Here is a 23938-nt window from a genome sequence, read left to right as displayed (position 1 = left end):
CCCGCACAAAAACCGGATAATGGCCGCCATTCGTTTAGCCGTATTCTGGTAATCCCGCATGGAAATCAAGGTCAACTTTCTCGACAACCTTCGACTTGAAGCCAAGTTCGACGACTTCACGGTGATCGCCGATCAGCCCATTCGCTACAAGGGCGATGGCTCGGCACCGGGGCCGTTCGACTACTTCCTGGCGTCGTCGGCCTTGTGCGCGGCTTACTTCGTCAAGCTGTACTGCGACACGCGCAACATCCCGACAGAGAACATTCGCCTGTCGCAGAACAACATCGTCGACCCGGAAAACCGCTACAACCAGATCTTCAAGATTCAGGTCGAATTGCCCGCCGACATCTCGGACAAGGATCGCCAGGGCATCCTGCGTTCCATCGACCGCTGCACCGTGAAGAAGGTGGTGCAGACCGGCCCCGAGTTCATCATCGAAGAAGTCGACAACCTCGACGCCGATGCCCAGGCCTTGTTGATGCCGCAGTCCGATTCCCAGGCAGGCACCTACATCGCCGGCAAGGACCTGCCGCTGGAACAGACCATCGCCAACATGTCGAAGATTCTTGCCGACCTCGGCATGAAGATCGAAATCGCCTCGTGGCGCAACATCGTGCCCAACGTCTGGTCGCTGCACATTCGCGATGCGCATTCGCCGATGTGCTTCACCAACGGCAAGGGCGCGACCAAGGAAGGCGCACTGGCGTCGGCGCTGGGCGAGTTCATCGAGCGCCTCAATTGCAACTTCTTCTATAACGACCAGTTCTGGGGCGAAGACATCGCCAACGCCGAATTCGTCCATTATCCGGACGAGAAGTGGTTCAAGCCGGGTCCGAAAGACGAATTGCCCAGCGAGATTCTCGACGACTACACCCTCGGCATTTACAACCGCGACGGCGAACTGCGTGGCTCGCACCTGTACGACACCAACTCCGGCAACACCCAGCGCGGCATCTGCTCGCTGCCGTTTGTGCGCCAGTCGGACGGTGAAGTGGTGTACTTCCCGTCCAACCTGATCGAAAACCTCTACCTGAGCAACGGCATGAGCGCCGGCAACACCTTGGCCGAAGCGCAGGTGCAGTGCCTGTCGGAAATTTTCGAGCGCGCAGTCAAACGCGAAATCCTCGAAGGCGAAATGGCCCTGCCGGACGTACCGCAAGAGGTACTGGAGAAATACCCGAGCATCCTCGCCGGCATCAAAGGCCTGGAAGAGCAGGGCTTCCCGGTGCTGGTCAAGGACGCCTCGCTGGGCGGTGAATTCCCGGTGATGTGCGTGACCCTGATGAACCCGCGCACTGGCGGCGTCTTCGCTTCCTTCGGCGCGCACCCGAGCCTGGAAGTCGCGCTGGAACGCAGCCTGACCGAACTGCTCCAGGGCCGCAGCTTTGAAGGACTCAATGACTTGCCGCAGCCGACGTTCTCGGGACAGGCAGTGACCGAACCGAACAACTTCGTCGAGCACTTCATCGATTCCAGCGGTGTGGTGTCGTGGCGCTTCTTCAGCGCCAAACCAGATTTCGAATTCGTCGAGTGGGACTTTTCAGGCCAAGGCGCAAACTCCAATGCCGAAGAAGCCGCGACCCTGTTCGGCATCCTCGAAGACATGGGCAAGGAAGTCTACATGGCGGTCTACGAGCACATCGGCGCCAAGGCCTGCCGCATCCTCGTGCCGGATTACTCGGAAATCTACCCGATCGAAGACCTGATCTGGGACAACACCAACAAAGCCCTGCAATTCCGTGCCGACATCCTCAACCTGCACAACCTCAGCAAAGTCGGCCTGCGCAACCTCGTTCAGGGGCTGGAGCGCAGCGAGCAGGATGACTACACCGATATCACCACGCTGATCGGCATCGAGTTCGATGACAACACACCATGGGGCAAGCTGACGATTCTGGAACTGCGCCTGTTGATCTACCTCGCGCTGCAGAAGTTTGATGAGGCCAAGGATCTGGTTGAGGCGTTCCTGCAATACAACGACAACACCGTTGAGCGTGGCTTGTTCTATCAGGCTGTGAATGTGGTGCTGGAGATGGAGCTGGACGAGGATCTCGAGCTGGAAGACTACGAGGCCAACTTCCGTCGGATGTTTGGTGACGAGCGTATGGATGCGGCGATTGGTTCGGTGAATGGCAGTGTGCGGTTCTATGGCCTGACACCGACGAGCATGAAGCTGGAAGGGCTGGATCGGCATTTGCGCTTGATCGAGAGCTATAAAAAGCTGCACGCGGCGCGCGCTGGTGTGGCGGCGTTGTCGCGCTGAAGAGCTGGCTACGAACGTTTCGCTTTCGGCTTGAGTGTGGCTGCGTGGCTTGAACCGCAGCCCCTCACCCCAGCCCTCTCCCGAGGGAGAGGGAGCCGATTTTCAAGCTTTTCAGAATTTGTGTTCGACTCGGTTTTCCAGTTCGGCCTATTTCCACCAGACACTGCGGTCAGTTCCCTCTCCCTTTGGGAGAGGGCTAGGGTGAGGGGCTTTGGCTTTCGCGGCCATGCGCTGCATCCGCCAACTGCCCCGTATCCACCCGCACAAACACCGAATCACCCACTGCCGTCAGCACTTCCCCGGCATACACTTCGCAAATCACCCGGGTCTTGCGCCCGACTTCACCTTCGACCCGTGCACGCAAGAGCAGCGGTACGCCCATCGGCGTTGGCTTGATGAACTTGATCCCAAGGTTACCGGTGACGCAGTCGATGCGCGGCAGGCTGCCGGCTTCGCGGTTTTCTGCGCGGTAGTGCCAGGCCATGGCGGTCCAGTTGGAGTGACAGTCGACGAGCATGGCGATCAGCCCGCCGTAAACCAGGTCCGGCCAGCCGCAGTATTGGGCGTCGGGCAGATGCTCGGCGATGACGTGGCTGCCGTCCTCATCCCAACGACTTTTCACGTGCAGGCCTTGCGGATTGCGGCCGCCGCAGCCGTAACAAACGCCTTCGGGGGCGGCGAGGTCTTGCAGCGGGGTGGCTTGGCTGGACATGGCTGGGGTCATCCTGGAGTGGCGAGGCCGGACAGGCGCAAGCGGTTGCGTCCGCCGCGTTTGGACTCGTAGAGCGCGGCGTCGCCAAGCTCGATCAGCGCCGCCAGACTGGCCGGCGGTTTGTCGAACAGGGTGGCGCCGATGCTCAAAGTCACCGCAGCGGACGTGGGATATGTGTGCGACGCCAAGGCCAGAAACTGTTCGCGCAAGGCATTGCCCAGTTCAAGGATAGCTTCGGCTGAGGCGTTGTTGAGCAGCATCAGAAACTCATCGCCACCCAGCCGCGCCGTCAACGCATGGGGCGGCAGCTGGGCGCGGATCATCTCGCTCAGAGCAATCAGCAAGCGATCACCGGCGATATGCCCGTACTGGTCGTTGACCAGTTTGAAGTTGTCGATATCGATCAACAGCAACGCACCCGGTCTTTGCGCGGAGACACCGGCCAGCAGGCGAGGCGTGCGTTTTTCCAGGGCGCGGCGGTTGTAGAGGGCCGTGAGCGGATCGCGCTCGGCGAGGCGGGCGATCTGCTTTTCCCGGCGATAACGCTCGGTGCCGGTCATCGACAGGGCGATCAACATGATCGCCATCGCGCCTTCGACCAGCGAGATCTGAATGATCTCGCCACGAAACGCCGCCAGATCGATCAGCGTGCCGGGGATCACCACGGTCAGGGCCTTGGCCACATAAAAGATGCCGTGGCCGAGCAGCACATAGCGCAGTTGCACCGCGCCAACGCTCAACGACTTGCCGTGTGGACGCAGCAGCGAACTGGCCTTGAGTGTCGGGATCGCCACCAGCAGCGAGTTGGCCACCAGCATGGCCTTGGACCACAGCGGGCCGTCCGGCAACATCAACATGATCAGCCACGTCGCGAAAATCAGGTACCACGCCGGCGACAGTCGGGTCTGGGTGAAGCGCGCCACGCCGAGCAGGAAAAAGAAGTGCGCGGTCACCAGCAGGCCGTTGGCGAACCAGATGCCCAGCAGCAGAAAACCGCTGCTGCGCAGCAGAGCGAGGGTGGAACCGATGGTGATGGTGGCGAAACCGGCGCTCCAGAACAGTAGCGAAGGCTCACGGATGCTGCGCCACTCGACCGCCAGGTACAGCGCGGCAGCGGCTGCGAGGGCGATCGTGATGGTCAGCATCGTTGGCGGGTCGAGCGGCATTTCCGGGCAGGCCTGTCTGTATGGCAATAGGCCTGCGATTGTAAGCGTTTGGTCAGGTTTTTCGCAGGGGGCGCGTTGCCGGGCAGACCACTGGCGCTCCAGCGGTCACTCTTGCGGGCTTAGCCAGGTGTCTACCACGCGGCGATCGAGCTCTTCCCAATAGGCCATGCCCAGCACCCGCGTGGTGTTGAGCCCGCGCAGATAACCGCGCAGTTGCTGGGCAGTGTCGCGGATCAATTGTGCATCGCGGGCGTTTTTGTCCAGCAGGACGCTTTCGTACTGCATCAGGTATTCGGCTACGCGATCGCGATATTCGGGCAGCACGGCGTCACGGATCAGATCAAACGTTCTCAAGGCGAGACCCTCATCATTTTTCTTGAATGTGCTCAGTGTGCATCAGTCTGCGCGACGCGCAACTATTGCTGGAAGTAATAGTGACCATCAAGAAACGCAAGTTCTGCTTTGCCGGCGATCGGCGGAAAATCGCCTCCATCGAAGACGCAGCTCAAGGAAATTGCGCGATGAACATTCTGACTCGACTGGCAATGATCGCCCTGCTGATGGGCGGGGTGGTTACTGCACCGGCTTACGCAGACGACGCCCGGTCGTGTCACCTGCAACCCATCGCCGCCAGCGCCTCGGCGTTGCAGCACACGCAGACCGTGGGTGTGTTGTTGAGCGAAAACACGTTGCAGAACCTGCAATACCTGGAGCGCTACCACGACATGGCGCTGAACGGTGCGAAAGACGCACTGGACTCGCGAATCCGCGACGCCTTTGTCGGCAGCTCCGACCCGGAACTGGCCCTCGACTGGCTGGTGAGTTCGCTGCAACAGCAGTTCGTCTCGGTGACCGTCTATGACAACCTCGATGCGCTGGTTCAGGCCCATCCGGACGTGGTGGTCAAGCTCGACACGTTCAACCGCTTGCTGACTCAGCGCAACAGTTTGGTCGAGGCGCGTTTTTCCGCACGGTTCTACGACGCCGATCTGCAGTACATCGGCAAGGCCGAGGGAGCGATCGAGCAAGAGTTGCCTTCGGTCTGGGTGCACAACCAGGCGGCGCCGCAGATCGCCGCGCAGATCAATCAGCAGCGTGACCTGCAACTCAATGCGCTGAAGCAATTCGATGTGTCGCTCAAGGCCCTGGTGGCGTCGAGCTGATTCTTAAAACGTAAATGGCAACGGCGGCGCCGTGAAGTCGAACCGTTGCCGGTTGAACCGAACCTTTATTTTCAGGATTTACTCCATGCGTCCTTTATTCGTGCCAGCCATGGCTTTTGTTTCCCTGTTGCTCGCCGGTTGCGCTTCGGCGCCGAACGATCCGACCCTGACCTTGCAGACCAGCAAGACGCCGGCGCAGTACGCCGATTGCGTGGTGCCGAAATTGCAGGGCAGTGCCTTGAATCCGACGGTTTCGCAGAGTCAGCGCAGTTATCGGATTGTGGTGCCGAGCAAGGTGTCGGCGGATAACGTGCTGGAGGCGTACAAGGCGGGGAAGGGCGGCAAGGTGTTCATTTATGAGCGGCATTTGCTGGCGTCGAATTTGTTGCCTTCGAGTTTTGAGCGGGCGGCTCAGGAGTGTATTTGATCTGAGCGCTTGACGGGTTTTGACAGAGCTCCTTTGGTTGGCCGCAACCAACCAATTTTTTGGCCCCACACTGGTTTTCGGTTGTGGGGTTTTTTTTTGGTCTTGGCGGCCTTTGGGCCGACCATGCTTTGGGGTTTTTGGGTGTATATCCTTTTTTGGTGGTGTTGCGGCTGGCGGTTTCGCCCTTACGGCGAGGCACTTTTTCCAGACGCCGAAAAAGTACCCAAAAAGGCTTCGCCCTGACGTTCGGCCCGCTCGCTGGGGCTCGGGGTTCCTTCGCTCCGGGATCGATCCGGGCGCAGCGGCTACGGTTTGCTTCGCTGCACCTCCTTCCGCTGTGTCTGGCTGCGCCAGACGGTCGCTGCGCTCCCACCCCCGGATCAATCCCTCCACTCAGCCTGCCGACGGGCTCCAGGATCAAAAGCTACTCGAGCTAACGCTCATCGTGTTGGGTGGCGGGACGGCCTGCATGGTTTGCTTTTGCTTTTCTGTGGGAGCGAGCCTGCTCGCGAAGGCGGCCTGACAGCCGACCTGTTCTTGAGCGGAACGCGATCCAACTGGAGCTGCCGAAGGCTGCGATCTTTTGATCTGGCCTTCGCTTTTGCTTTTCTGTTGAGAGCAAGCCTGCATTGGACGTTGGGTGTTGACCAATTCCTGTTCACGCCACAAAAACCTGTGGGAGCTGGCTTGCCAGCGAAGGCGGCCTGACAGACGCCCCATTTCTCACTGAATGTACGCAATCAAACCTGTGGGAGCGAGCCTGCTCGCGAAGGCGGTGTGCGCCGCGATCACGAACAGCGCTCCGGAACCCGTTCACCCCGTCACACACCCAACCGGCACTTTCCCCGCAAACGTATCAACCAGACTCGCCACCACCATTTCCCCCATCCGCGTGCGAGTCTGCAATGTTGCGCTGGCCCGATGCGGTTGCAGCACCACTTGTTCATTAGCAAACAACGCTTCAGGCACATTCGGTTCATCAACGAATACATCCAGCCCAGCCCCGGCGATTTCCCCAGCCGAAAGCGCGGCCACCAGATCCGCCTCGTTCACCAGTTTGCCCCGGGCGACGTTAATCAGATAACCGTCCTTGCCCAGCGCTTGCAGCACTGGCGCGTCGATGATCGCTTCGCCCTTGTCCGCCGCGGCGGCGAGGATCAGGGCGTCGCTGTCGCGGGCCAGTTGTTTGAGGTCGGCGACGAAGGTGTGGGGGACGTCGCTCATCGGTTGCAGGTCGGTGTAGCTGATCGGGCAGCCGAAGGCGGCGGCGCGGGTGGCGATGGCGCGGCCGACGCGGCCCATGCCGACGATGCCGATGCGCATGCCGGAAACTTGTCGGGCCAAGGGCAGCGGGGCGAGTGGGGTCGGGCTTTGTGGCCATTGGCCGGAGCGCACGTAGCGGTCGCTGGTGCACAGGCCGCGACAGACCGAGATGAGCAGGCCGATGGCGAGGTCGGCGACGTCTTCGGTGAGGGCGCCGATGGTGGCGGTGACGCGGATGCCGCGATCGCGGGCGTAGGCCAGATCGACGGCATCGGTGCCGACGCCGTTGACCGCGACGACTTCCAGGTTCGGCAGTTGCGCCATCAGCGCCTGGCTGATGCCGGTGTGGCCGCCGGTGATCACGCCACGGATGTTGGCGCCGTGTTCGTTTATGTAGGCGGGTTTGTCCGCTTGCTGGTAGTAGCGGCGTACGGTGAACAGTTGGTCCAGACGCGCGTTGATTGCCGGGATCAGGATCGGGCTCAGTTGCAGGATTTCTGGCTTCATGGCTACCTCGTTACGCAATAAAAAGGCCGGCTCAACCGCGGCCGGCAAACGGCATGGCGCTGGCCATGACGGTCATGTTCAGGACGTTGGCCGACAGCGGCAGGCCGGCGATGTAGCGCACCGCATCGGCGACGTGTTTGACGTCGACCATCGGCTCGACGGCGATGCTGCCGTTGGCCTGGCGTACGCCTTTGGTCATGCGCACCGACATTTCCGTCAGGGCATTGCCGATGTCGATCTGGCTGCAGGCGATGTTGAATTCGCGGCCGTCCAGCGCCAGGGATTTGGTCAGGCCGAGCACGGCGTGTTTGCTCGCGGTGTAGGCGCTGCTGAACGGGCGCGGTGTGTGTGCGGAAATCGAACCGTTGTTGATGATTCGTCCGCCCTGTGGCTGTTGTTTGCGCATCAGCCCGAAGGCGCCGCGAGCGCAGAGAAAGACACCGTTGAGGTTGGTGTCGATCACGTTGCGCCACTGCTCGAAGGTCAGCTCGTCCAGCGGCACGGCGGGGGCGTTGACGCCGGCGTTGTTGAAGACCACATCGAGGCGGCCGTAGACCTCGGCAATGGTCGCGAACAGCACGTCGACACTGGCCGGATCGCGCACGTCGGTGGGTACCGCCAGCGCTGGGTGACCCTGGCTCTGCGCCAGTTCGGCCAACGCTTGCAAGGGCTCGGGCCGGCGTCCGGCGAGCACGAGGGTGAAACCGTCAGCCATCAGGCCCAGCGCCACGGCGCGGCCGATGCCACTGCCGGCGCCGGTCACCAGCGCAACTTTCAAAGAGGTCGTCATATTGTTGTTCTCCTTTTTCTCAATCCGCTGGAATCAGGGCCGTGGGCCGACGCGCATTTCCAGGTGGCCGATGCCGTCGATGCCGGCGCTGATCACGTCGCCCGGTTGCAGGCTGTCAACGCCGGCGGGGCTGCCGGTCATGATCAGGTCGCCGGCGCGCAGGGCCACGGATTGCGAGATGCGCGCGATTACTTCACTGACCGACCAGATCTGGCTGTCGAGATTGTCGCGCTGGCGTTCTTCGCCGTTGACGTTCAGCCACAATTCGCCCTCGGGATGGCCGCTGCGGCTCACCGGGACGACGGCAGTCATCGGCGCGGCGCCGTCGAACACCTTGGCGCCTTCCCACGGCAGGCCGTTGCTCTTGGCTGCGCGTTGCACATCGCGGCGGGTCAAGTCGAGGCCGGCGGCGTAGCCCCACACGTAGGCCAGAGCCTGATCTTCAGGGATATTGGCGCCGCCTTCACCGATGGCCACGACCAGTTCGATTTCGTGAACGAAGTCCTCGCACACTGTCGGGAAGGCGATGTCGCCGACGGCATCGACCACGCAGCTCGGCGGTTTCATGAAAAACACCGGCGGCTGGCGCGACTGGCCTTGAGTGTCCGGCCATGGGTAGTTGCGGCCGACGCAGAACACCCGGCCAATGGGGAAGCGCTGCTCGGTGCCGAGTACCGGCAAGGTCACGGGCAGATCCGGGGTAAAGACGTATTCAGTCATGTTCATCCTGCGGGTCATCCTGTTTGAAAGGGCAGCGTACGGCGGCTGGCGTCGGTGAAGTTGGACGAAAGCCGCCTGCGTTTGGACAAATCCGGGTTCTTGCCTCAGCGCACCTTCAGCTCGATGCGATACAGGCGTCCGAGCAGTAACGAATAGGAGAGGGTGCCGATCAGCGCGACGCCGCCAATGAACCAGAAGGCATAGGCGAAGGTGCCGGTGGCGTGGACGATGGCGCCGATCACGATCGGCGTGACGATGCCACCGATATTCGCCGCCAGGCTGGTAATGCCGCCGGTGAGGCCGATCAGCTCTTTCGGCGCGACTTCCGATACCGCCGCCCACGACGAGGACGCGATGCCTTGGGCGAAGAAGGCGATGGTCAGCACGGCGATGCAGATCAGGTTGGAGTCAGTGAAATTCACCAGCACGATCGACATGCCCAGCATCGAACCGACCACCAGCGGCAACTTGCGCGCAAACGACATCGAGTAGCCGCGACGGATCAGCAAGTCGGAAACGATGCCGGCCAGCAGAATCCCCACCGTGGCACCGACGAAGGGCAGCACGGCGAAGATCCCGGCCTTGATCATGGTCAGTTTGCGTTCTTCGATCAGGTAGGTCGGGAACCAGGTGAGGAAGAAGTACAGCGCCGAGGTGCTGGCGAATTTGCCGATGCAGATCGCCCAGATCTGCCGATAGCTGAACAGCTCGGCAATCTGCCGCCAGTTGAAGCGGGTGCGCTCCTGGCTGCTCTTGACCAGACCGCCGCCGGTTTCGATGTACTTCAATTCTTCCTGGCTGACTTTCTTGCAGTTCAGCGGATCGCGATACAGGTACAGCCACAGCACACCGAAGACGATGCCGAGTGCGCCGGTGCTGTAGAACACGTGGCGCCAGTCAAAGGTGGTCGCCAGCCACAACAGCGCGCCGGTGAACAGCGCCGTGCCGAGGTACTGGCCGCACACGTAAATGCTGCTGGCCATCCCGCGTTCCCGCGCCGGGAACCACACCGTCACCGCGCGGCTGTTGGCCGGAAAAGCCGGGGCTTCCATGGCGCCGACCGCCAGGCGCAGGCCGAACAGCGAGGCAAACCCCGTGGCGAAACCCTGGCAAACGGTGACGGTCGACCAACTGATCAGCGATACGCCGTAGGTGAAGCGCGAGCCAAACCGATCAGCGATGAAGCCGGCCGGCACCAGCGCCAAGGCATAGGTCCAGGCGAACGCGGAAAAGATCAGGCCCATCTCGATCTTGTCCAGGCCCAAGTCCTTGGCCATGAACGGCGCGGCGATCGAGATGTTCACCCGGTCGATGTAATTGATGATCGTCGCGATCAGCAGCAGCGACAGCATGAACCAGCGCCGCCGGGTAGGCAGGCGCTGCGCCGAAACGGCATCGCGTGCACCGGCTATCACCGGCGGCACCGTGGCACTGGAAGAATGGGAGTTGGACATGCGGAGACCTCGTTATTGTTAGAAGAGTCGAGATTTTTCGAGCAGCCGATGCCGTTGCCCGCAACGTGTGGGGCAAGGCAAGCGAACGGGCTGCAGCGCGGCGTTCAGACGTTCAGGAACGTCTTTGTGCGATTGATTTTCAAGGGGAGGTCGGGCGGGGCGGCGAGGGGAAATAGCAGGATCATGACGTGCGCACCTTTGATTGTTTTTGAAAGAGGTTGGGCTGCGTTGGTCATTACAGTGGTCGTACAACGGTTCTAAATCAACCGATGGGTTAGAACGTTTTTTCTTGAAAAAAGTGGGTTTGGCGAACGTGTCCAAAAAGATAAATACGATTTGTCTTGAGAATAAAGATCAGGTTTAGATCTCAACTGGCTGAAAAATATCGACTATTTGTATTTTTATAGTAATGCGGTTTTTGGACAGGCACATGGGGAGGCTTCATTCAAAAAAGCCAACGTCATCGTATGACTCATTGCCGCCTACCTCCCAACCCTGCAAGATGACAGGCGTCACCTCACTGCCCGGAGGACCTTCTGCCCATGTCTTCACCCAGCCGTATCCCGACCTACGTCATGCAGCAACGCAGCGAATTGACCGATTTCTACATTCGCGACAAAAAGGGGCGGCGCGCCGAAACCGCGCCTCACCGGCACGAGTACTTCCAGATCCAGATCAACCTCGGTGGCGACACCGTGCAGCACATCGGCAGCGTGCAGCGGCCATTCCCGCGCAACACCCTGGCGTTCATCCTGCCGCACCGCGTGCATGTGATTCCGCATCCCGCAGACAGTAATTTCATCGTCATCAATTTTTCCCAGACGTTTCTCTTGCCGCATCTGCAATGCGACCCGATGGATCTGGAAGAGGTGTCGATCCTGCTCGCGCCTGAGCTATCGCCGTTCCGCTTTCAGGAACATCTGGATTTCATTTTGAACGATGAGGATTTCGCTCAGGTCTGCGGCCTGATCGAACAGATGCGCGCACTCGATGAGAACCGTCAGTTCGGCACGCGGGAAATGCTCAAGGGCTTGTTGCTGCAGATGATCGGCAGCGTGTGTTTTCTCTATGCCGAGCCGCTCAAGCGCTTGGCAGAAGAGAATGCCGCCGAGAACAGTCGTCGCGACGCTTTGAGCCGCATGTTCGAATACTTGCGGAAGAACATCGCCGATCCTGATCTCAACCTGATCAAAGTCGCCGCTGCGACCTATCTGTCACCGACCTACCTGACGCACTGGCTGCGCAAAGAGATCGGCAAGACCTTCACCGAGCTGGTGCTGGAGCGGCGCATGCACGCCGCGCGCAACTTCCTCCTCAACAGCACGCGCTCGGTGGGCGAAGTGGCGCGGTTGTGCGGGTTCGCCGATGAGGCCTATTTCTCCCGGCGGTTTCGCCAGATTCATGGCCAGCCACCGGGGCAGTTCCGCCGCCGCCAGCTCAACCCGGACACGCCGCAGACGCCACTGAATACTTAGAGCGGCGCTCAGACCCACTTGAAGCGGGCAGGGAAGCGCGCGACAAAACAGGTGCCCGTTTCACGGTCGGACGTCACGCTCAAGGTGCCGTTGTGCGCATTGGCTATCTGCCCGGCGATGTACAAGCCCAGTCCCAACCCTTCATGACGCTGGCCTGCTTCGGAACGGGAAAACGGTTCGAACAGCAGCGGCATCAGCGCAGGCGGGATTGGCGTGCCCTGATTGGTCAACGAAATAACGATTTCGTCGCCCTCGGCAAAGGCTTTGAGCACGATCGGTTCGGCCGTAGAACCGTGGGTCACCGCGTTGCCCAGCAGATTCGACAACAACTGGCTGATCCGCAGCGGGTCGCAATAGACCCCGGTCGGCACCTCAAGCGAATCAATAAAATTCGCCTGCGGGTACGCCACCTGGATTTCTTCCAGGGTCTGGCGCAGCGTTTGCTGCAAGTCATCGACCAGTTTGCGCTGCACCGGGATGCCACTGCCGAGCCGACCCCGGGCGAAGTCGAGGATGTTTTCGATCAGCACGCCCATGCGCACCGAGCTGGTGCGAATCGCCGACAGCAGCGTGCGCGAGCGCTTGTCCTCGACTTTGCTGTCCAGCAGATCGGCACTCATGCGGATGGCACTGAGTGGCGTGCGCAAGTCATGGCCCAGTACGGCGATGAACTGCTCGCGCAGACGGCCCATTTCGTTGGCATCGGCCAGCGCGGTTTTGGTCGCGTGCAAATGGCCTTGGGTATCCAGGCTCATCGCAATCAGTTGGGCGAAGAGGGTGAGGGTCTTTTCGATGGCCGAGTCATCAAGATTTGCCGGCACCGAATCAATGGCGCACAGCGTGCCGAAGAACTCGCCATCGGCCTTGATGATCGGAATGGAAATGTAGCTTTCCAGACCATAGGTTTTCGGCGTGTGATGCGTGGAGAACAGCGGGTGCTGGCTGGCATGGCCGAAGATCACCGGCTGATGGTGCTGACGGATCTCATGACAAATCGTCGATTCCAGCACCAGTTCGCCGCCGGGCAACAGGCCGAAGTCAATCGAATCATCCACGGCGCAGGCGATCCACTTGCTCTCGGTGACCCGCGCTACGGCGGCGAAGCGCATGCCGGTCATGTGCTTGACCATGCTCAGGATCACCGGCACAGCGTCAATGCTGCCGATGGCCTGGAGGTCGGAGGAGAAATCTGTCTGGGGCATGGCAGGCGCTTCGCGAAAGTGTCGCAAGAGACTATCGGTAAACGTTGGACATGCCTAATGAACCTGCAAAAAAGGGCGCCGGGAAAACTCCCGGCGCCCTGTGTGGTGCTTGCTGAGCGCTATCGCCTCAGAACTTGTACTTGGCGGTCATCATGTAGCTGCGCGGGGTGCCGTAGTTATCGGTCGAGCCCCAGGTCACGTCGGTGCCGATGGAGGAATAGTACTTGCGGTCAAAGATGTTGTTGGCGTTGACCTGCAGGTCGAGGTGCTTGTTGACCTCGTAACCGGCCATCAGGTCGGTGACCGCGTAGCCGCCCTGTTCGAGGCGATAGCTGCCGCCGTTGGCCAGAGCGATGTCGTTGTACATGCGGCTCTGCCAGTAGACGTTGCCGCCCACGCGCAGTTTTTCCAGCGGGCCTTTGAAACGATACACGGTGGAGACCTTGAACAGGTGCTCGGGCATGTCGGTATCGAATTTCTGGTTATTGTTGGCCGGGTTTTCGTCCTTGATGTAGTGGGCGCGGGTGTAGGTGTAGCCGGCGCCGACTTGCCATTGCTCGGTCAGCGCACCTTGCAGTTCCATGTCCACGCCTTGGGCGCGAACCTTGCCAGAGGTTTCGTAGCAGGTCAGTTCCGGGCAGCCGAGCTGGGTCGCCGCCTGGGTGGCGCGGTTGGTCTGGTCCATCTGGAACACCGCCACGCTGCCGTTCAGCGCGCCGTCGAAATATTCGCCCTTGATACCGACTTCGTAGTTTTCACCGACGATCGGCTCAAGCACTTTGCCGCCGAGGTCCTTCTGGGTTTGCGGGGTGAAGATGTCGGTGTAGCTGGCGTAGACCGAGTGATGGTCATCGAGTTTGTAGATCAGGCCGGCGTAACGGGTCAGGTTGCGGGTGACTTTTAAGTCGCCGTCGGCGCTGCGATCGTCGTAGTCATACCAGTCCAGACGACTGCCGAGGATCAACGTCAGCGGGTCGGCCAGGCTCAAGCGCGTGGTCAGGTAAACCGCGTCCTGAGTGGTGACGTTGCGCGATTTGCCGCTACGCACGAAGTCAGGTTTTGGCGCGGCGATCGGCAGGCCGGTGTCGTAGGGCGAGTATTCCTTGGTGGTGGCGTCGTACACCCGATTGCTGGCGCCGACTACCAGTTCGTGGGTACGGCCGAACGCTTCGAACGGGCCGCTGGCGAAACCATCGAAGGCGCGTTGCTTGTCGGTGTGGTGCGATTGGTAGGCGGTGGTTTCCAGCGGGCCGTCGTAACGCGACAGGTACGTGCCGGAGAATTCGCCTTCGGTTGTCGAAGTGGAACCGCCAACATGCAGTTTCCAGTCGTTGTCGAAACGGTGTTCGACTTCACCGAATACGGTGTCGACTTGCAGCTTGCGGTTTTCCCAGTCGGTGCCCGGGTAAGTGGAGCGGGGCAGATCAAGGTGGTGGCCGTCTTCGCCGATCGGCAGGCCGCCCCAGAAATAATTGGTCTGATCGTTCTGCCGGGAGAAACCGAGGGTCGCCGTGGTGCTGTCGCTCAGGTCGGCTTCACCGATGGCGTAGAACAGGCCGTGATCGTTTTCTTCCTTGTCGCGAAAACTATCGGCGCCCTGATACGACGTCACCACCCGGCCACGCAGGGTGCCGCTGTCGTTCAGCGGGCTGGAGGCGTCGACTTCACCACGGTAGTCATCCCAGCTGCCGGCGGCGCCGGTGAGGGTCACGCGCTGATCGGCGGTCGGGCGTTTGCGCACCATGTTGATCGCCGCCGACGGGTTGCCGGCACCGGTGACCAGGCCGGTCGCGCCACGGACGATTTCCACCCGGTCGAACATCGCCAGGTTCGGTTGCACGGCCAAAGTGAACGGCGAATACGAGCTGGGCAGGCCGTCGTACATGATGTTGTCGATGTCGAAACCGCGCGCCTTGTAAGTCTGCCGGCCCGGGCCGCTGGCCTCGCTGAGGAACAGCCCCGGCGTGCCGCGCACCACGTCGTTGACGCTGGTCATGTTCTGGTCGTCCATGCGCTGGCGAGTGATCACCGTCACCGCCTGCGGCGTTTCGCGCATGGTCAGCGACAGCTTGGTCGCGGTCTGCATCGGGCCGGTGGTGTAGGACTGCGTGTCTTCGGTGGTGCTGCTCATCTGCGTAGCGCCGATTTCGGTCGCTTGCAGTTCCAGCGGGCCATTGGCGGGCGCTGTGGCTGCGGTTTCTTCAGCCAACGCAGGAGCGATGCTGGCCATGCCGATGGCGATTGCGAGGAGGTTAGGTGAAAGGTTCGAGCGGCGGTGAATGGTGTGAAACGACATCTATCTGCTTCCCCAAGATTTACCCAAACGAAACTAATGCGAGTGCATGTAAGAATTATTCGCATTAGTATGTCGGAAGTTTCCGGGGGAATAAACCCGTACGAGTCAGTTAGTTAATGATTTTTTCACAATTGGATTCGATGGCCTTCGGACGCAAATGTGGGAGCGAGCCTGCTCGCGAAGGCGGTGGGTCATTCAACAGATTCGTTGTCTGATATCCGCTTTCGCGAGCAGGCTCGCTCCCACAGGGTCATGCGGTTTTTTTGAAATCAGTCCAGATCCTTCGCCCCATGCCGCTCCGGCACCTGACTGTCTTCATCACCCCAGGTGCGATTCACTCGCTGCCCACGCATGACCGCTGGCCGCTTGGCGATTGCTTCGGCCCAGCGCTGCACATGGGTGTACTCATGCGCGGCGAGAAATTCCGCCGCCGAGTAAACGTTGTTGCGCACCAGTTGCCCGTACCAGGGCCACACGGCGATGTCGGCGATGGTGTAATCGTTGCCGGCGAGATAGGCATTGTCGGCGAGACGGCGGTTGAGCACATCCAGCTGCCGTTTGGCTTCCATGGTGAAGCGGTTGATCGGATATTCGAGCTTCTCCGGCGCATACGCGTAGAAGTGCCCAAAGCCGCCGCCCAGGTACGGCGCCGAGCCCATTTGCCAGAACAGCCAGTTGAGGGTTTCGGTGCGACCAGCCGGATCCTTGGGCAGCAAGGCGCCGAACTTTTCCGCGAGATACAGCAGGATCGAGCCGGACTCGAACACCCGGATCGGCGGCTCGACGCTGCGATCCAGCAGCGCCGGGATTTTCGAGTTCGGGTTGACCTCTACAAAGCCGCTGGAGAACTGATCGCCCTCGCCAATGCGGATCAGCCACGCGTCGTATTCAGCCTCGCTGTGGCCGAGTGCGAGCAACTCTTCGAGCATGATGGTGACTTTGACACCGTTGGGCGTGGCCAGCGAATACAGTTGCAGCGGATGCTTGCCGACCGGCAGTTCCTTATCGTGGGTCGGCCCGGCGATCGGCCGGTTGATGCTGGCGAAATGGCCGCCGGAAGGGGCTTCGTGTTTCCAGACCTTGGGCGGAACGTAAGACGCATTGCTCATGAAACGGACCTCGTCGATGCTGGGAGAGAACAGGTAGACACCGTATCTCGAAAGGATTGAGAACACTACCTTGTGGGAGCTGGCTTGCCAGCGATGACGGCGGCACATCCAGCATCAATATTGGCTGACCCACCGCAATCGCTGGCAAGCCAGCTCCCACAGGTTCGGAGTCAGGCACAACTCTCCCGTGGGAGCGAGCCTGCTCGCGAAAGCGCCGGCAGGGGGCGCCGCGCCTAACGGCTCCAATACTGCCCAACCGCACCCCCGAGTCCCTGCACCGGATCTGTCTCAGGAAACGCCAGCCCCTCGATCCGCGCCAACTGCGCATCACTCGGCGCGGCCCGGCAAATGTCCGCCTGCTGCCCCGGCGGATAAGCACCCACCACCAGAAAATCATCACTTGATCCCAGATTGCAGTGCCCGGTCCCGGCCGGCAGCAACAACACATCCCCAGCGCAGACGTCGACGACTTGCCCATCAGGCCCGCCCAACATCAACCGCGCCTGCCCGGCCGCCACGCCAAGCACTTCGTGGCCTTCAGTGTGGTAGTGGTGATAGTCATAAATGCCGTAGCGCCATTGCGCCGGCCAGCCATTGGCGCCGAACGTCTGCTCGAAGCGTGCTGCCGGATCGTTGCCCTCGACGGCCACCGCACGGCGGTAGATCAGCACTGGCAGACGCGGATTGTTCGGCACCCAGTCATTGCGTTGAAGCAGCAGGGTTTGTACTTCAGTCATGGCCAATCCTCCTTCGCTCGATTTATCAGTCGACCGCAGCGCAGGGCAATCGCCTCAAAAAATCATTGCCGCGCAAACACGGCGCCGAAGTTGATGCCCGGAAAATCCAGCGAAACTTCATCGCGCAGCGGGCTGTCCAGACCCTTACATGTCCATGCAGCGGTAAATGGCGAGGGTCAAGATGACGATGACAGTAGGTGATTTTCTGGTTGAGCGGCTCAGCGAATGGGGCGTCACGCGAATTTTTGGTTATCCGGGGGATGGCATCAATGGCGTGTTCGGCGCCATGAGCCGGGCCAAAGGCAAGATCGAATTCGTTCAGGCACGGCACGAGGAAATGGCTGCGTTCATGGCCTCGGCCCACGCCAAGTTCACCGGCGAGCTGGGCGTGTGCATCGCTACTTCCGGCCCCGGCGCTTCGCACCTGATCACCGGCCTCTACGATGCGCGCATGGACCACATGCCGGTGCTGGCCATCGTTGGTCAGCAGGCGCGCACGGCGCTGGGCAGTCACTACCAGCAGGAACTGGATCTGGTGTCGATGTTCAAGGATGTCGCCGGTGCGTTTGTGCAGCAGGCTTCGGCACCATCGCAAGTGCGCCATCTGCTTGATCGCGCGGTGCGCACTGCGGTCGGCGAGCGCCGCGTCACCGCGTTGATTCTGCCCAATGACTTGCAGGATCTGCCTTACGAACAACCGGCGCGCGCCCATGGCACCGCGCATTCCGGCGTCGGCTACAGCAAGCCGAAAGTCGTTCCTTATGCCGCCGATCTGCAACGCGCCGCCGAGGTGCTGAACAGCGGCGAGAAAGTCGCGATTCTGGTCGGTGCCGGTGCGCTGGAGGCGACCGACCTGGTCATCGCCGTGGCAGAAAAACTCGGTGCCGGTGTCGCTAAAGCCTTGCTGGGCAAAGCGGCACTCCCCGATGACTTGCAGTGGGTCACCGGCAGCATCGGCCTGCTCGGCACCGAGCCCAGCTACAAGCTGATGAGCGAGTGCGACACCTTGCTGATGATCGGTTCGGGCTTCCCGTATTCCGAGTTTCTGCCCAAGGAAGGCCAGGCGCGCGGCGTGCAGATCGACTTGCAGCCGGACATGCTCAGCCTGCGTTATCCGATGGAGGTCAATCTGGTCGGTGATTCAGCGGAAACCCTTGCCGCATTGCTGCCCTTGCTGGAACAGAAAACCTCGAACAAGTGGCGCAAGAAGATCGAAGGCTGGCGCAGCAGCTGGGAGAAAACCCTGGAAAAACGCGCCATGGCCAAAGCCGATCCAGTCAATCCGCAACGGGTGGTCTACGAGTTGTCGCCGCGTTTGCCCGAGCAGGCGATTATCACCAGCGACTCTGGCTCTTGCGCCAACTGGTTCGCCCGTGACCTGAAAATCCGCCGAGGCATGAAATGCTCACTGTCCGGTGGCCTGGCCTCAATGGGCGCGGCGGTGCCCTATGCGATCGCAGCGAAATTTGCCTTCCCGGAACGCCCGGTCATTGCCTTGGTCGGCGACGGCGCGATGCAGATGAACAACATGGCCGAGCTGATCACTGTCGCCAAATACTGGCGGCAATGGCAAAGCCCGAAATGGATCTGCGCGGTGTTCAACAACGAAGACCTCAATCAGGTCACCTGGGAGCAGCGGGTAATGGAGGGTGATCCCAAATTCGAAGCGTCGCAAAGTATTCCCGATGTGCCGTATCACCTGTTCGCGATTTCCATCGGCCTCAAGGGCATTTTCGTTGATCGTGAAGAAGAGGTCGCCGCTGCGTGGGAACAGGCACTCGCCTCGGAAGTGCCGGTGCTGATCGAGTTCAAGACCGACCCGAACGTGCCGCCGCTGCCACCGCACATCAAGCTTGAGCAAGCGAAGAAATTCGCCACGACCCTGCTCAAGGGCGATCCGGACGAAGCCGGGGTGATCGTGCAGACCGCCAAGCAGGTGTTGGGCGCCGTGTTGCCCGGGAAGAAATGACGGTGTGCGCTTGAACGAGTCGACCATCTACATCGGTTGCGCCGGCTGGAGTCTCGCTCGCGAGCACTGGCCGGCATTCCCCAACGAAGGCACGCACCTGCAACGCTACGCCGCGCGCTTCAACTGTGTGGAAATCAACAGCTCGTTCTATCGCCCGCATCGGCGTCAGACCTACGAGCGCTGGGCCGACTCGGTAGCGCCGGACTTTCGCTTCGCCGTGAAAGTGCCGAAGCTCATCACCCATGAACAGCGGCTGGCGGACAGCGCGGCCGCGCTCGATGAGTTTCTCGGACAGTGCCAGGGCTTGGGAGATCGACTCGGTTGCCTGCTGGTGCAACTGCCACCGAAACTTGCCTTCGATGCGCCGGTGGCCGAGGCGTTTTTTCATGCCCTGCGCGAACGGTTCACGGGCAGTGTAGTGCTGGAGCCGCGACACGAATCGTGGACTGAGGCTGAGGCAATGCTGGTGGAGCTGCAGATTGCCCAGGCGGTGGTCGATCCCTCGCGGATCAGCAGCGACACCGCGCCGGGTGGCTGGCAAGGCCTGCAGTATTGGCGCCTGCACGGCTCGCCACGGATTTATCACAGCGCTTATGAAGCGGCCTATCTGCACCAGCTTGCTCAGAACCTGCGGCGCGCGAAGGCCGACGGCAGAGACATCTGGTGCATCTTCGACAACACCGCCAGCGGCGCCGCCACGGCCGATGCGCTGGCTTTTAGGGCGTTGATCGAAGGCGGTGAACGCTGAACGACGACGCTCTCGCCACCCACACAAACGATCCGGCTACAGGTAAACTCCGCGCACTTTTTCAAGGAGTTCACATGAGTTACTACCAGCCGGGCATTCTCGCTACCCCTGTTCCTGCGCAAGCACGTCATCTGTTTTTCGCCCTGGCGTCGGTTGAAGCCTTGCCACAAGCGATCGACAGCCTGCTGATGCTGGTGGATGGCAAGTCGGCGGTGGTTGGTTTTGGTGAGTCGTTGACCAAGGCGCTGAATGTCGAAATCGCTGGCCTGCGCAGCTTCCCCGCGCTGACCGGCGTTGGCGTGAACAACCCGTCGACCCAGCATGCCCTGTGGATCTGGTTGCACGGTATCGACCGTGGTGAACTGCTCAACCGCTGCAACGCTATCGAAGCCGCGCTGGCCCCGGCCTTGCGTCTGGTCGAGATGCAGGAAGCCTTCCGCCACATGGACGGCCACGACCTCACCGGTTACGAAGACGGCACGGAAAACCCCCACGATGACGCCGCTGTCGCCGCCGCGCTGCTGAGCTCCGGCGCAGACGGACTGGTCGGTGGCAGCTTCGCCGCGATCCAGCAGTGGCAGCACGACCTCAAGGGTTTTCATCGCCTGTCTGCCGGCGCCAAGGACGACATCATGGGACGGCGCTTGAGCGATAACGAAGAAATCGACGACGCGCCAATCTCCGCCCACGTCAAACGCACCGCGCAGGAGAGCTTCGCCCCGGAAGCCTTCGTCGTGCGCCGCTCGATGCCGTGGATTGAAGGCGATCGTGCCGGTTTGATGTTCCTCGCCTTCGGCTTTTCGCTGGATGCCTTCGAGGCACAGCTGCGGCGCATGAGCGGCCTGGAGGACGGTATTGCCGATGGCTTGTACCAGATCAGCCGGCCAATCACCGGCGGCTACTACTGGTGCCCGCCGCTCAAGGACGGACGCCTTGATCTGCGCGCGTTGCGCATCGGCTGAGGACTGCCTATGAACGTGGTGCACTGGGGCATGATCGGTTGCGGCAGTGTCGCTGAACGCAAGAGCGGACCGGCCTTTTACAAGGCGCCCGGTTCGGCACTGATTGCGGTGATGGGTCGTCGCCTCGAAGCGGTGACCGACTACGCTGCGCGCCACGGCATTAGTCGCGTCTACACCGATGTCGATGCGCTGATCAACGATCCCGAGGTGGACGCGGTGTACATCGCCACGCCGCCCGACAGCCACCATGCCTACAGCCTGAAAGTCGCCGCCGCCGGCAAGCATTGCTGCGTGGAAAAGCCCATGGCACTCAACGCCGGGCAAAGCCGCGAGATGCAGCAAGCGTTTGCTGTTGCCGGTCTGCACTTGTTCGTCTCCTATTACCGCCGCTCGCTGCCGCGCTTCGCTCAGGTGCGGCAATGGCTGGAGGAGGGGCGCATCGGCGATGTCCGCCATCTGAGCTGGACGCTGACCAAAGCGCCGTCGCCGGCTGATCTTGAGGGTCGCGATAATTGGCGCACCGACCCTGCGGTGGCTGGCGGCGGCTATTTTGCCGACCTGGCCAGCCATGGCTTGGACCTGTTTCAGTATCTGCTTGGCGACATCGTTGAGGTCGCCGGTTTCACCGCGCGTCAGGCGGGTCTGTACGCGGCGGAAGATGCGGTCAGCGCCACGTGGCGGTTCGCTTCCGGAGCGCTGGGCATGGGCTGCTGGAACTTTGTTGCGGACCGGCGCGAGGATCGGGTCGAGATCATCGGCAGCAAAGGGCGCATCGGGTTTTCGGTGTTTGACGAGCATCCGGTGCAGCTGGATGCCGATGAGCAGATCAGCCTGGAGATCGCTCATCACGAGCATATTCAGTGGCATCACGTGCTGGGGATGAATGCGCATATTCGGGGTGATTCACAGCATCCCGCCGTGGCCGAGCAAGCCGTCAAGACCGATTGGGTAATGGACGAGATCCTCAAACGCTGAATAGCTCACGATCCCCTGTGGGAGCGAGCCTGCTCGCGAAAGCGGTGTGTCAGTCACGGAGGTATTGACTGACAGAATGCTTTCGCGAGCAGGCTCGCTCCCACAGGTCTTCCGGCGCAACGCGCATCTAAGGTTATGCCCAAACAATATTTCTCAACCTCGTCATAACCTCTCTAAGATCACGTCATAACTCGTTATAACAAGTGATCCCGCGATGACCGATAACGTTCTCTCCCTCAGTAGCGTTCCGCTGCACACCCAACTGCGCGACGTGCTCCGTGCGCGGATTCTCGACGGTGAATACCCGCAAGACAGTCAGATGCCTTCCGAAAGCGAACTCGGTGCGCTGTTCAAAGTCAGCCGCATCACCGTGCGCCAGGCACTCGGTGATCTGCAAAAGGAAGGCCTGATCTTCAAGATCCATGGCAAGGGCACCTTCGTCGCCAAACCGAAAACCTTTCAGAACGTCAGCAGCCTGCAAGGCCTCGCCGAGTCGATGACCGGGCGCGGCTACGAGGTGATCAACCGCCTGCGCAGTTTCAAATTCATTCCGGCCGACAAGCGTGTCGCCGAGCGTCTGCAGGTGGCCGAAGGTGAGATCGTCGCGCAGATCAAACGCGTGCGCCTGATCAACCGCGAGCCTATCTCGCTGGAAATCACCTACCTGCCTAAAACGGTAGGCGAAAGGCTGGAGAAGGCGGATCTGGTCACCCGCGACATCTTTCTGATCCTCGAAAACGACTGCGGCATCGCCCTCGGCCACGCCGATCTGGCCATCGACGCAGTGCTGGCTGACAGCGACCTGACCCAGGCGCTCAACGTCGAAGCGGGCTCGCCGATCATGCGCATCGAGCGCTTGACCCACGATGCCCAAGGCCAGCCGCTGGACTTTGAACACCTTTATTACCGTGGCGATGCGTTCCAGTACCGCCTGCGGATCGACCGGCAAAAAGGGGAGCAGGCATGACCCGCAAAGTTCTAGAACAGGAATACGACATCGTCGTGATTGGCGGCGGTACGGCCGGGCCAATGGCGGCGATCAAGGCCAAGGAGAAGAACCGCGATTTGCGCGTTTTGCTGGTCGACAAGGCCAACGTCAAGCGCAGCGGCGCGATCAGCATGGGCATGGATGGCCTGAACAACGCGATCATTCCCGGCCACTCGACACCGGAGCAGTACACCAAGGAAATCACCATCGCCAATGACGGCATCGTCAATCAGGCGGCGGTCTACGCCTATGCGACGCACAGTTTTGAAACCATCGAACAACTCGACCGCTGGGGCGTGAAGTTCGAGAAAGACGAGACCGGTGACTACGCGGTAAAAAAGGTCCACCACATGGGCGCCTATGTGCTGCCGATGCCGGAAGGGCACGACATCAAGAAAGTCCTGTATCGGCAGTTGAAACGCGCGCGGGTAAGCATCACCAATCGCCTGGTCTGCACGCGGTTGCTGACCGACGAGGAGGGCGCGGTCAACGGTGTGATGGGCTTCGATTGCCGCACCGCCGACTTCCATGTGATCAAGGCCAAAGCGGTGATTCTCGCCTGCGGCGCGGCCGGGCGCCTCGGCCTGCCGTCGTCGGGCTATCTGATGGGCACCTACGAAAACCCGACCAATGCCGGCGACGGCTACGCGATGGCCTATCACGCCGGCGCCGAATTGGCCAATCTCGAGTGCTTCCAGATCAACCCGTTGATCAAGGATTACAACGGCCCGGCTTGCGCGTACGTCACCGGCCCGCTGGGTGGCTACACCGCCAACAACAAGGGCGAACGCTTCATCGAGTGCGACTACTGGAGCGGGCAGATGATGTGGGAATTTCACCAGGAACTGGAAAGCGGCAACGGCCCGGTGTTCCTTAAACTCGATCACCTGGCCGAGGAAACCATCCAGAACATCGAGGAAATCCTGCACAGCAACGAGCGCCCGAGCCGTGGCCAGTTCCACGCCAATCGCGGCACCGACTACCGCACGCAGATGGTCGAAATGCACATTTC

Annotated in this window: 21 protein-coding genes; 10 read left to right on the top strand and 11 right to left on the bottom strand. The window is 60.9% G+C overall.

Going from position 1 to position 23938, the window contains the following annotated elements; genetic code table 11:
• Positions 1-58: 58 nt before the first annotated feature.
• Positions 59-2263: an OsmC domain/YcaO domain-containing protein gene (locus D8U71_RS13955; RefSeq protein ID WP_125927957.1), complete on the top strand. Its 2205-nt coding sequence runs from the start codon at positions 59-61 to the stop codon at positions 2261-2263.
• Between the two features lie 196 nt (positions 2264-2459).
• On the opposite strand, the gene D8U71_RS13950 is transcribed toward D8U71_RS13955, so the two are convergent.
• The 3 genes from D8U71_RS13950 to D8U71_RS13940 form a co-directional block, all read right to left on the bottom strand.
• Positions 2460-2975, bottom strand: a complete 516-nt coding sequence (locus tag D8U71_RS13950) for a PaaI family thioesterase (protein ID WP_125927958.1) — start codon at positions 2973-2975, stop codon at positions 2460-2462.
• An 8-nt stretch (positions 2976-2983) separates the two neighbouring features.
• On the bottom strand, positions 2984-4141 hold the full coding sequence (locus tag D8U71_RS13945; protein WP_073474876.1) for a GGDEF domain-containing protein: 1158 nt from the start codon (positions 4139-4141) through the stop codon (positions 2984-2986).
• 105 nt (positions 4142-4246) lie between these two features.
• On the bottom strand, positions 4247-4495 hold the full coding sequence (locus D8U71_RS13940) for a hypothetical protein (RefSeq protein WP_123442669.1): 249 nt from the start codon (positions 4493-4495) through the stop codon (positions 4247-4249).
• A 167-nt stretch (positions 4496-4662) separates the two neighbouring features.
• Between D8U71_RS13940 and D8U71_RS13935 the strand changes: the two genes are divergently transcribed.
• A complete protein-coding gene (locus tag D8U71_RS13935) occupies positions 4663-5304 on the top strand; it encodes a class II glutamine amidotransferase (protein ID WP_051600691.1) in 642 nt (213 codons plus the stop codon).
• A gap of 85 nt (positions 5305-5389) precedes the next feature.
• The gene (locus tag D8U71_RS13930; protein ID WP_071172017.1) at positions 5390-5731 is read left to right on the top strand and encodes a hypothetical protein; all 342 of its coding nucleotides are present in this window, start codon (positions 5390-5392) and stop codon (positions 5729-5731) included.
• A gap of 813 nt (positions 5732-6544) precedes the next feature.
• Here the strand turns inward: D8U71_RS13930 and D8U71_RS13925 are convergent.
• From D8U71_RS13925 to D8U71_RS13910, 4 genes are all read right to left on the bottom strand, one after another.
• Positions 6545-7501, bottom strand: coding sequence for a 2-hydroxyacid dehydrogenase (locus D8U71_RS13925; RefSeq protein WP_130887981.1), 957 nt, complete (start codon positions 7499-7501; stop codon positions 6545-6547).
• A 31-nt stretch (positions 7502-7532) separates the two neighbouring features.
• Positions 7533-8291, bottom strand: a complete 759-nt coding sequence (locus tag D8U71_RS13920; RefSeq protein ID WP_071172046.1) for an SDR family oxidoreductase — start codon at positions 8289-8291, stop codon at positions 7533-7535.
• A 33-nt stretch (positions 8292-8324) separates the two neighbouring features.
• Positions 8325-9017 carry a fumarylacetoacetate hydrolase family protein gene (locus D8U71_RS13915; RefSeq protein ID WP_130887980.1) on the bottom strand — a complete coding sequence of 231 codons (693 nt, stop codon included), beginning with the start codon at positions 9015-9017 and terminating at the stop codon, positions 8325-8327.
• A 98-nt stretch (positions 9018-9115) separates the two neighbouring features.
• A complete protein-coding gene (locus tag D8U71_RS13910) occupies positions 9116-10465 on the bottom strand; it encodes an MFS transporter (protein WP_056785134.1) in 1350 nt (449 codons plus the stop codon).
• Positions 10466-11007: 542 nt separating this feature from the next.
• Between D8U71_RS13910 and D8U71_RS13905 the strand changes: the two genes are divergently transcribed.
• Positions 11008-11940 (top strand): AraC family transcriptional regulator, encoded by a 933-nt coding sequence (locus D8U71_RS13905; protein WP_130887979.1) that lies wholly within the window; start codon positions 11008-11010, stop codon positions 11938-11940.
• 8 nt (positions 11941-11948) lie between these two features.
• On the opposite strand, the gene D8U71_RS13900 is transcribed toward D8U71_RS13905, so the two are convergent.
• The 4 genes from D8U71_RS13900 to D8U71_RS13885 all read right to left on the bottom strand — a co-directional run bounded on the left by D8U71_RS13900 (position 11949) and on the right by D8U71_RS13885 (position 17284).
• The gene (locus tag D8U71_RS13900) at positions 11949-13142 is read right to left on the bottom strand and encodes a GAF domain-containing sensor histidine kinase (protein ID WP_130887978.1); all 1194 of its coding nucleotides are present in this window, start codon (positions 13140-13142) and stop codon (positions 11949-11951) included.
• Between the two features lie 127 nt (positions 13143-13269).
• The gene (locus D8U71_RS13895; RefSeq protein ID WP_130887977.1) at positions 13270-15438 is read right to left on the bottom strand and encodes a TonB-dependent siderophore receptor; all 2169 of its coding nucleotides are present in this window, start codon (positions 15436-15438) and stop codon (positions 13270-13272) included.
• A 269-nt stretch (positions 15439-15707) separates the two neighbouring features.
• Entirely contained in the window at positions 15708-16547 is an 840-nt protein-coding gene (gene yghU / locus D8U71_RS13890) for a glutathione-dependent disulfide-bond oxidoreductase (protein ID WP_130887976.1), read from the bottom strand.
• Between the two features lie 233 nt (positions 16548-16780).
• Positions 16781-17284 (bottom strand): cupin, encoded by a 504-nt coding sequence (locus D8U71_RS13885; protein WP_130887975.1) that lies wholly within the window; start codon positions 17282-17284, stop codon positions 16781-16783.
• Positions 17285-17465: 181 nt separating this feature from the next.
• Here D8U71_RS13885 and D8U71_RS13880 point away from each other — a divergent pair, with 181 nt between their 5' ends.
• The 6 genes from D8U71_RS13880 to D8U71_RS13855 all read left to right on the top strand — a co-directional run.
• Positions 17466-19253, top strand: a complete 1788-nt coding sequence (locus D8U71_RS13880; protein ID WP_024012702.1) for a thiamine pyrophosphate-requiring protein — start codon at positions 17466-17468, stop codon at positions 19251-19253.
• Positions 19254-19263: 10 nt separating this feature from the next.
• The gene (locus D8U71_RS13875; RefSeq protein ID WP_177434907.1) at positions 19264-20001 is read left to right on the top strand and encodes a DUF72 domain-containing protein; all 738 of its coding nucleotides are present in this window, start codon (positions 19264-19266) and stop codon (positions 19999-20001) included.
• 74 nt (positions 20002-20075) lie between these two features.
• Complete coding sequence (locus tag D8U71_RS13870; protein ID WP_125927448.1) at positions 20076-20963, top strand: Dyp-type peroxidase; 888 nt, start codon at positions 20076-20078, stop codon at positions 20961-20963.
• Between the two features lie 9 nt (positions 20964-20972).
• The gene (locus tag D8U71_RS13865) at positions 20973-21938 is read left to right on the top strand and encodes a Gfo/Idh/MocA family oxidoreductase (RefSeq protein WP_130887974.1); all 966 of its coding nucleotides are present in this window, start codon (positions 20973-20975) and stop codon (positions 21936-21938) included.
• Positions 21939-22152: 214 nt separating this feature from the next.
• Entirely contained in the window at positions 22153-22905 is a 753-nt protein-coding gene (locus tag D8U71_RS13860; protein WP_130887973.1) for a GntR family transcriptional regulator, read from the top strand.
• Positions 22902-23938: fumarate reductase/succinate dehydrogenase flavoprotein subunit (locus tag D8U71_RS13855; protein WP_130887972.1), on the top strand; the 1037-nt coding region annotated here is incomplete at its 3' end. The genes D8U71_RS13860 and D8U71_RS13855, both read left to right, overlap by 4 nt.

This window comes from Pseudomonas sp. Sample_21 (genome assembly GCF_004307525.1).
Lineage (GTDB): Bacteria > Pseudomonadota > Gammaproteobacteria > Pseudomonadales > Pseudomonadaceae > Aquipseudomonas > Aquipseudomonas atacamensis.
This window is presented reverse-complemented; position numbering and strand designations above follow the sequence as displayed.

Excerpts from the sequence above, each read along its gene's own strand:
- D8U71_RS13920 (WP_071172046.1), bottom strand. The coding sequence starts at position 8,291 with ATGACGACCTCTTTGAAAGTTGCGCTGGTGACCGGCGCCGGCAGTGGC.
- D8U71_RS13885 (WP_130887975.1), bottom strand. The coding sequence starts at position 17,284 with ATGACTGAAGTACAAACCCTGCTGCTTCAACGCAATGACTGGGTGCCG.
- D8U71_RS13860 (WP_130887973.1), top strand. The coding sequence starts at position 22,153 with ATGACCGATAACGTTCTCTCCCTCAGTAGCGTTCCGCTGCACACCCAA.
- D8U71_RS13900 (WP_130887978.1), bottom strand. The coding sequence starts at position 13,142 with ATGCCCCAGACAGATTTCTCCTCCGACCTCCAGGCCATCGGCAGCATT.
- D8U71_RS13880 (WP_024012702.1), top strand. The coding sequence starts at position 17,466 with ATGACGATGACAGTAGGTGATTTTCTGGTTGAGCGGCTCAGCGAATGG.
- D8U71_RS13945 (WP_073474876.1), bottom strand. The coding sequence starts at position 4,141 with ATGCCGCTCGACCCGCCAACGATGCTGACCATCACGATCGCCCTCGCA.
- D8U71_RS13950 (WP_125927958.1), bottom strand. The coding sequence starts at position 2,975 with ATGTCCAGCCAAGCCACCCCGCTGCAAGACCTCGCCGCCCCCGAAGGC.
- D8U71_RS13925 (WP_130887981.1), bottom strand. The coding sequence starts at position 7,501 with ATGAAGCCAGAAATCCTGCAACTGAGCCCGATCCTGATCCCGGCAATC.
- D8U71_RS13910 (WP_056785134.1), bottom strand. The coding sequence starts at position 10,465 with ATGTCCAACTCCCATTCTTCCAGTGCCACGGTGCCGCCGGTGATAGCC.
- D8U71_RS13915 (WP_130887980.1), bottom strand. The coding sequence starts at position 9,017 with ATGAACATGACTGAATACGTCTTTACCCCGGATCTGCCCGTGACCTTG.
- D8U71_RS13870 (WP_125927448.1), top strand. The coding sequence starts at position 20,076 with ATGAGTTACTACCAGCCGGGCATTCTCGCTACCCCTGTTCCTGCGCAA.
- D8U71_RS13955 (WP_125927957.1), top strand. The coding sequence starts at position 59 with ATGGAAATCAAGGTCAACTTTCTCGACAACCTTCGACTTGAAGCCAAG.
- D8U71_RS13905 (WP_130887979.1), top strand. The coding sequence starts at position 11,008 with ATGTCTTCACCCAGCCGTATCCCGACCTACGTCATGCAGCAACGCAGC.
- yghU (WP_130887976.1), bottom strand. The coding sequence starts at position 16,547 with ATGAGCAATGCGTCTTACGTTCCGCCCAAGGTCTGGAAACACGAAGCC.
- D8U71_RS13935 (WP_051600691.1), top strand. The coding sequence starts at position 4,663 with ATGAACATTCTGACTCGACTGGCAATGATCGCCCTGCTGATGGGCGGG.
- D8U71_RS13930 (WP_071172017.1), top strand. The coding sequence starts at position 5,390 with ATGCGTCCTTTATTCGTGCCAGCCATGGCTTTTGTTTCCCTGTTGCTC.
- D8U71_RS13895 (WP_130887977.1), bottom strand. The coding sequence starts at position 15,438 with ATGTCGTTTCACACCATTCACCGCCGCTCGAACCTTTCACCTAACCTC.
- D8U71_RS13865 (WP_130887974.1), top strand. The coding sequence starts at position 20,973 with ATGAACGTGGTGCACTGGGGCATGATCGGTTGCGGCAGTGTCGCTGAA.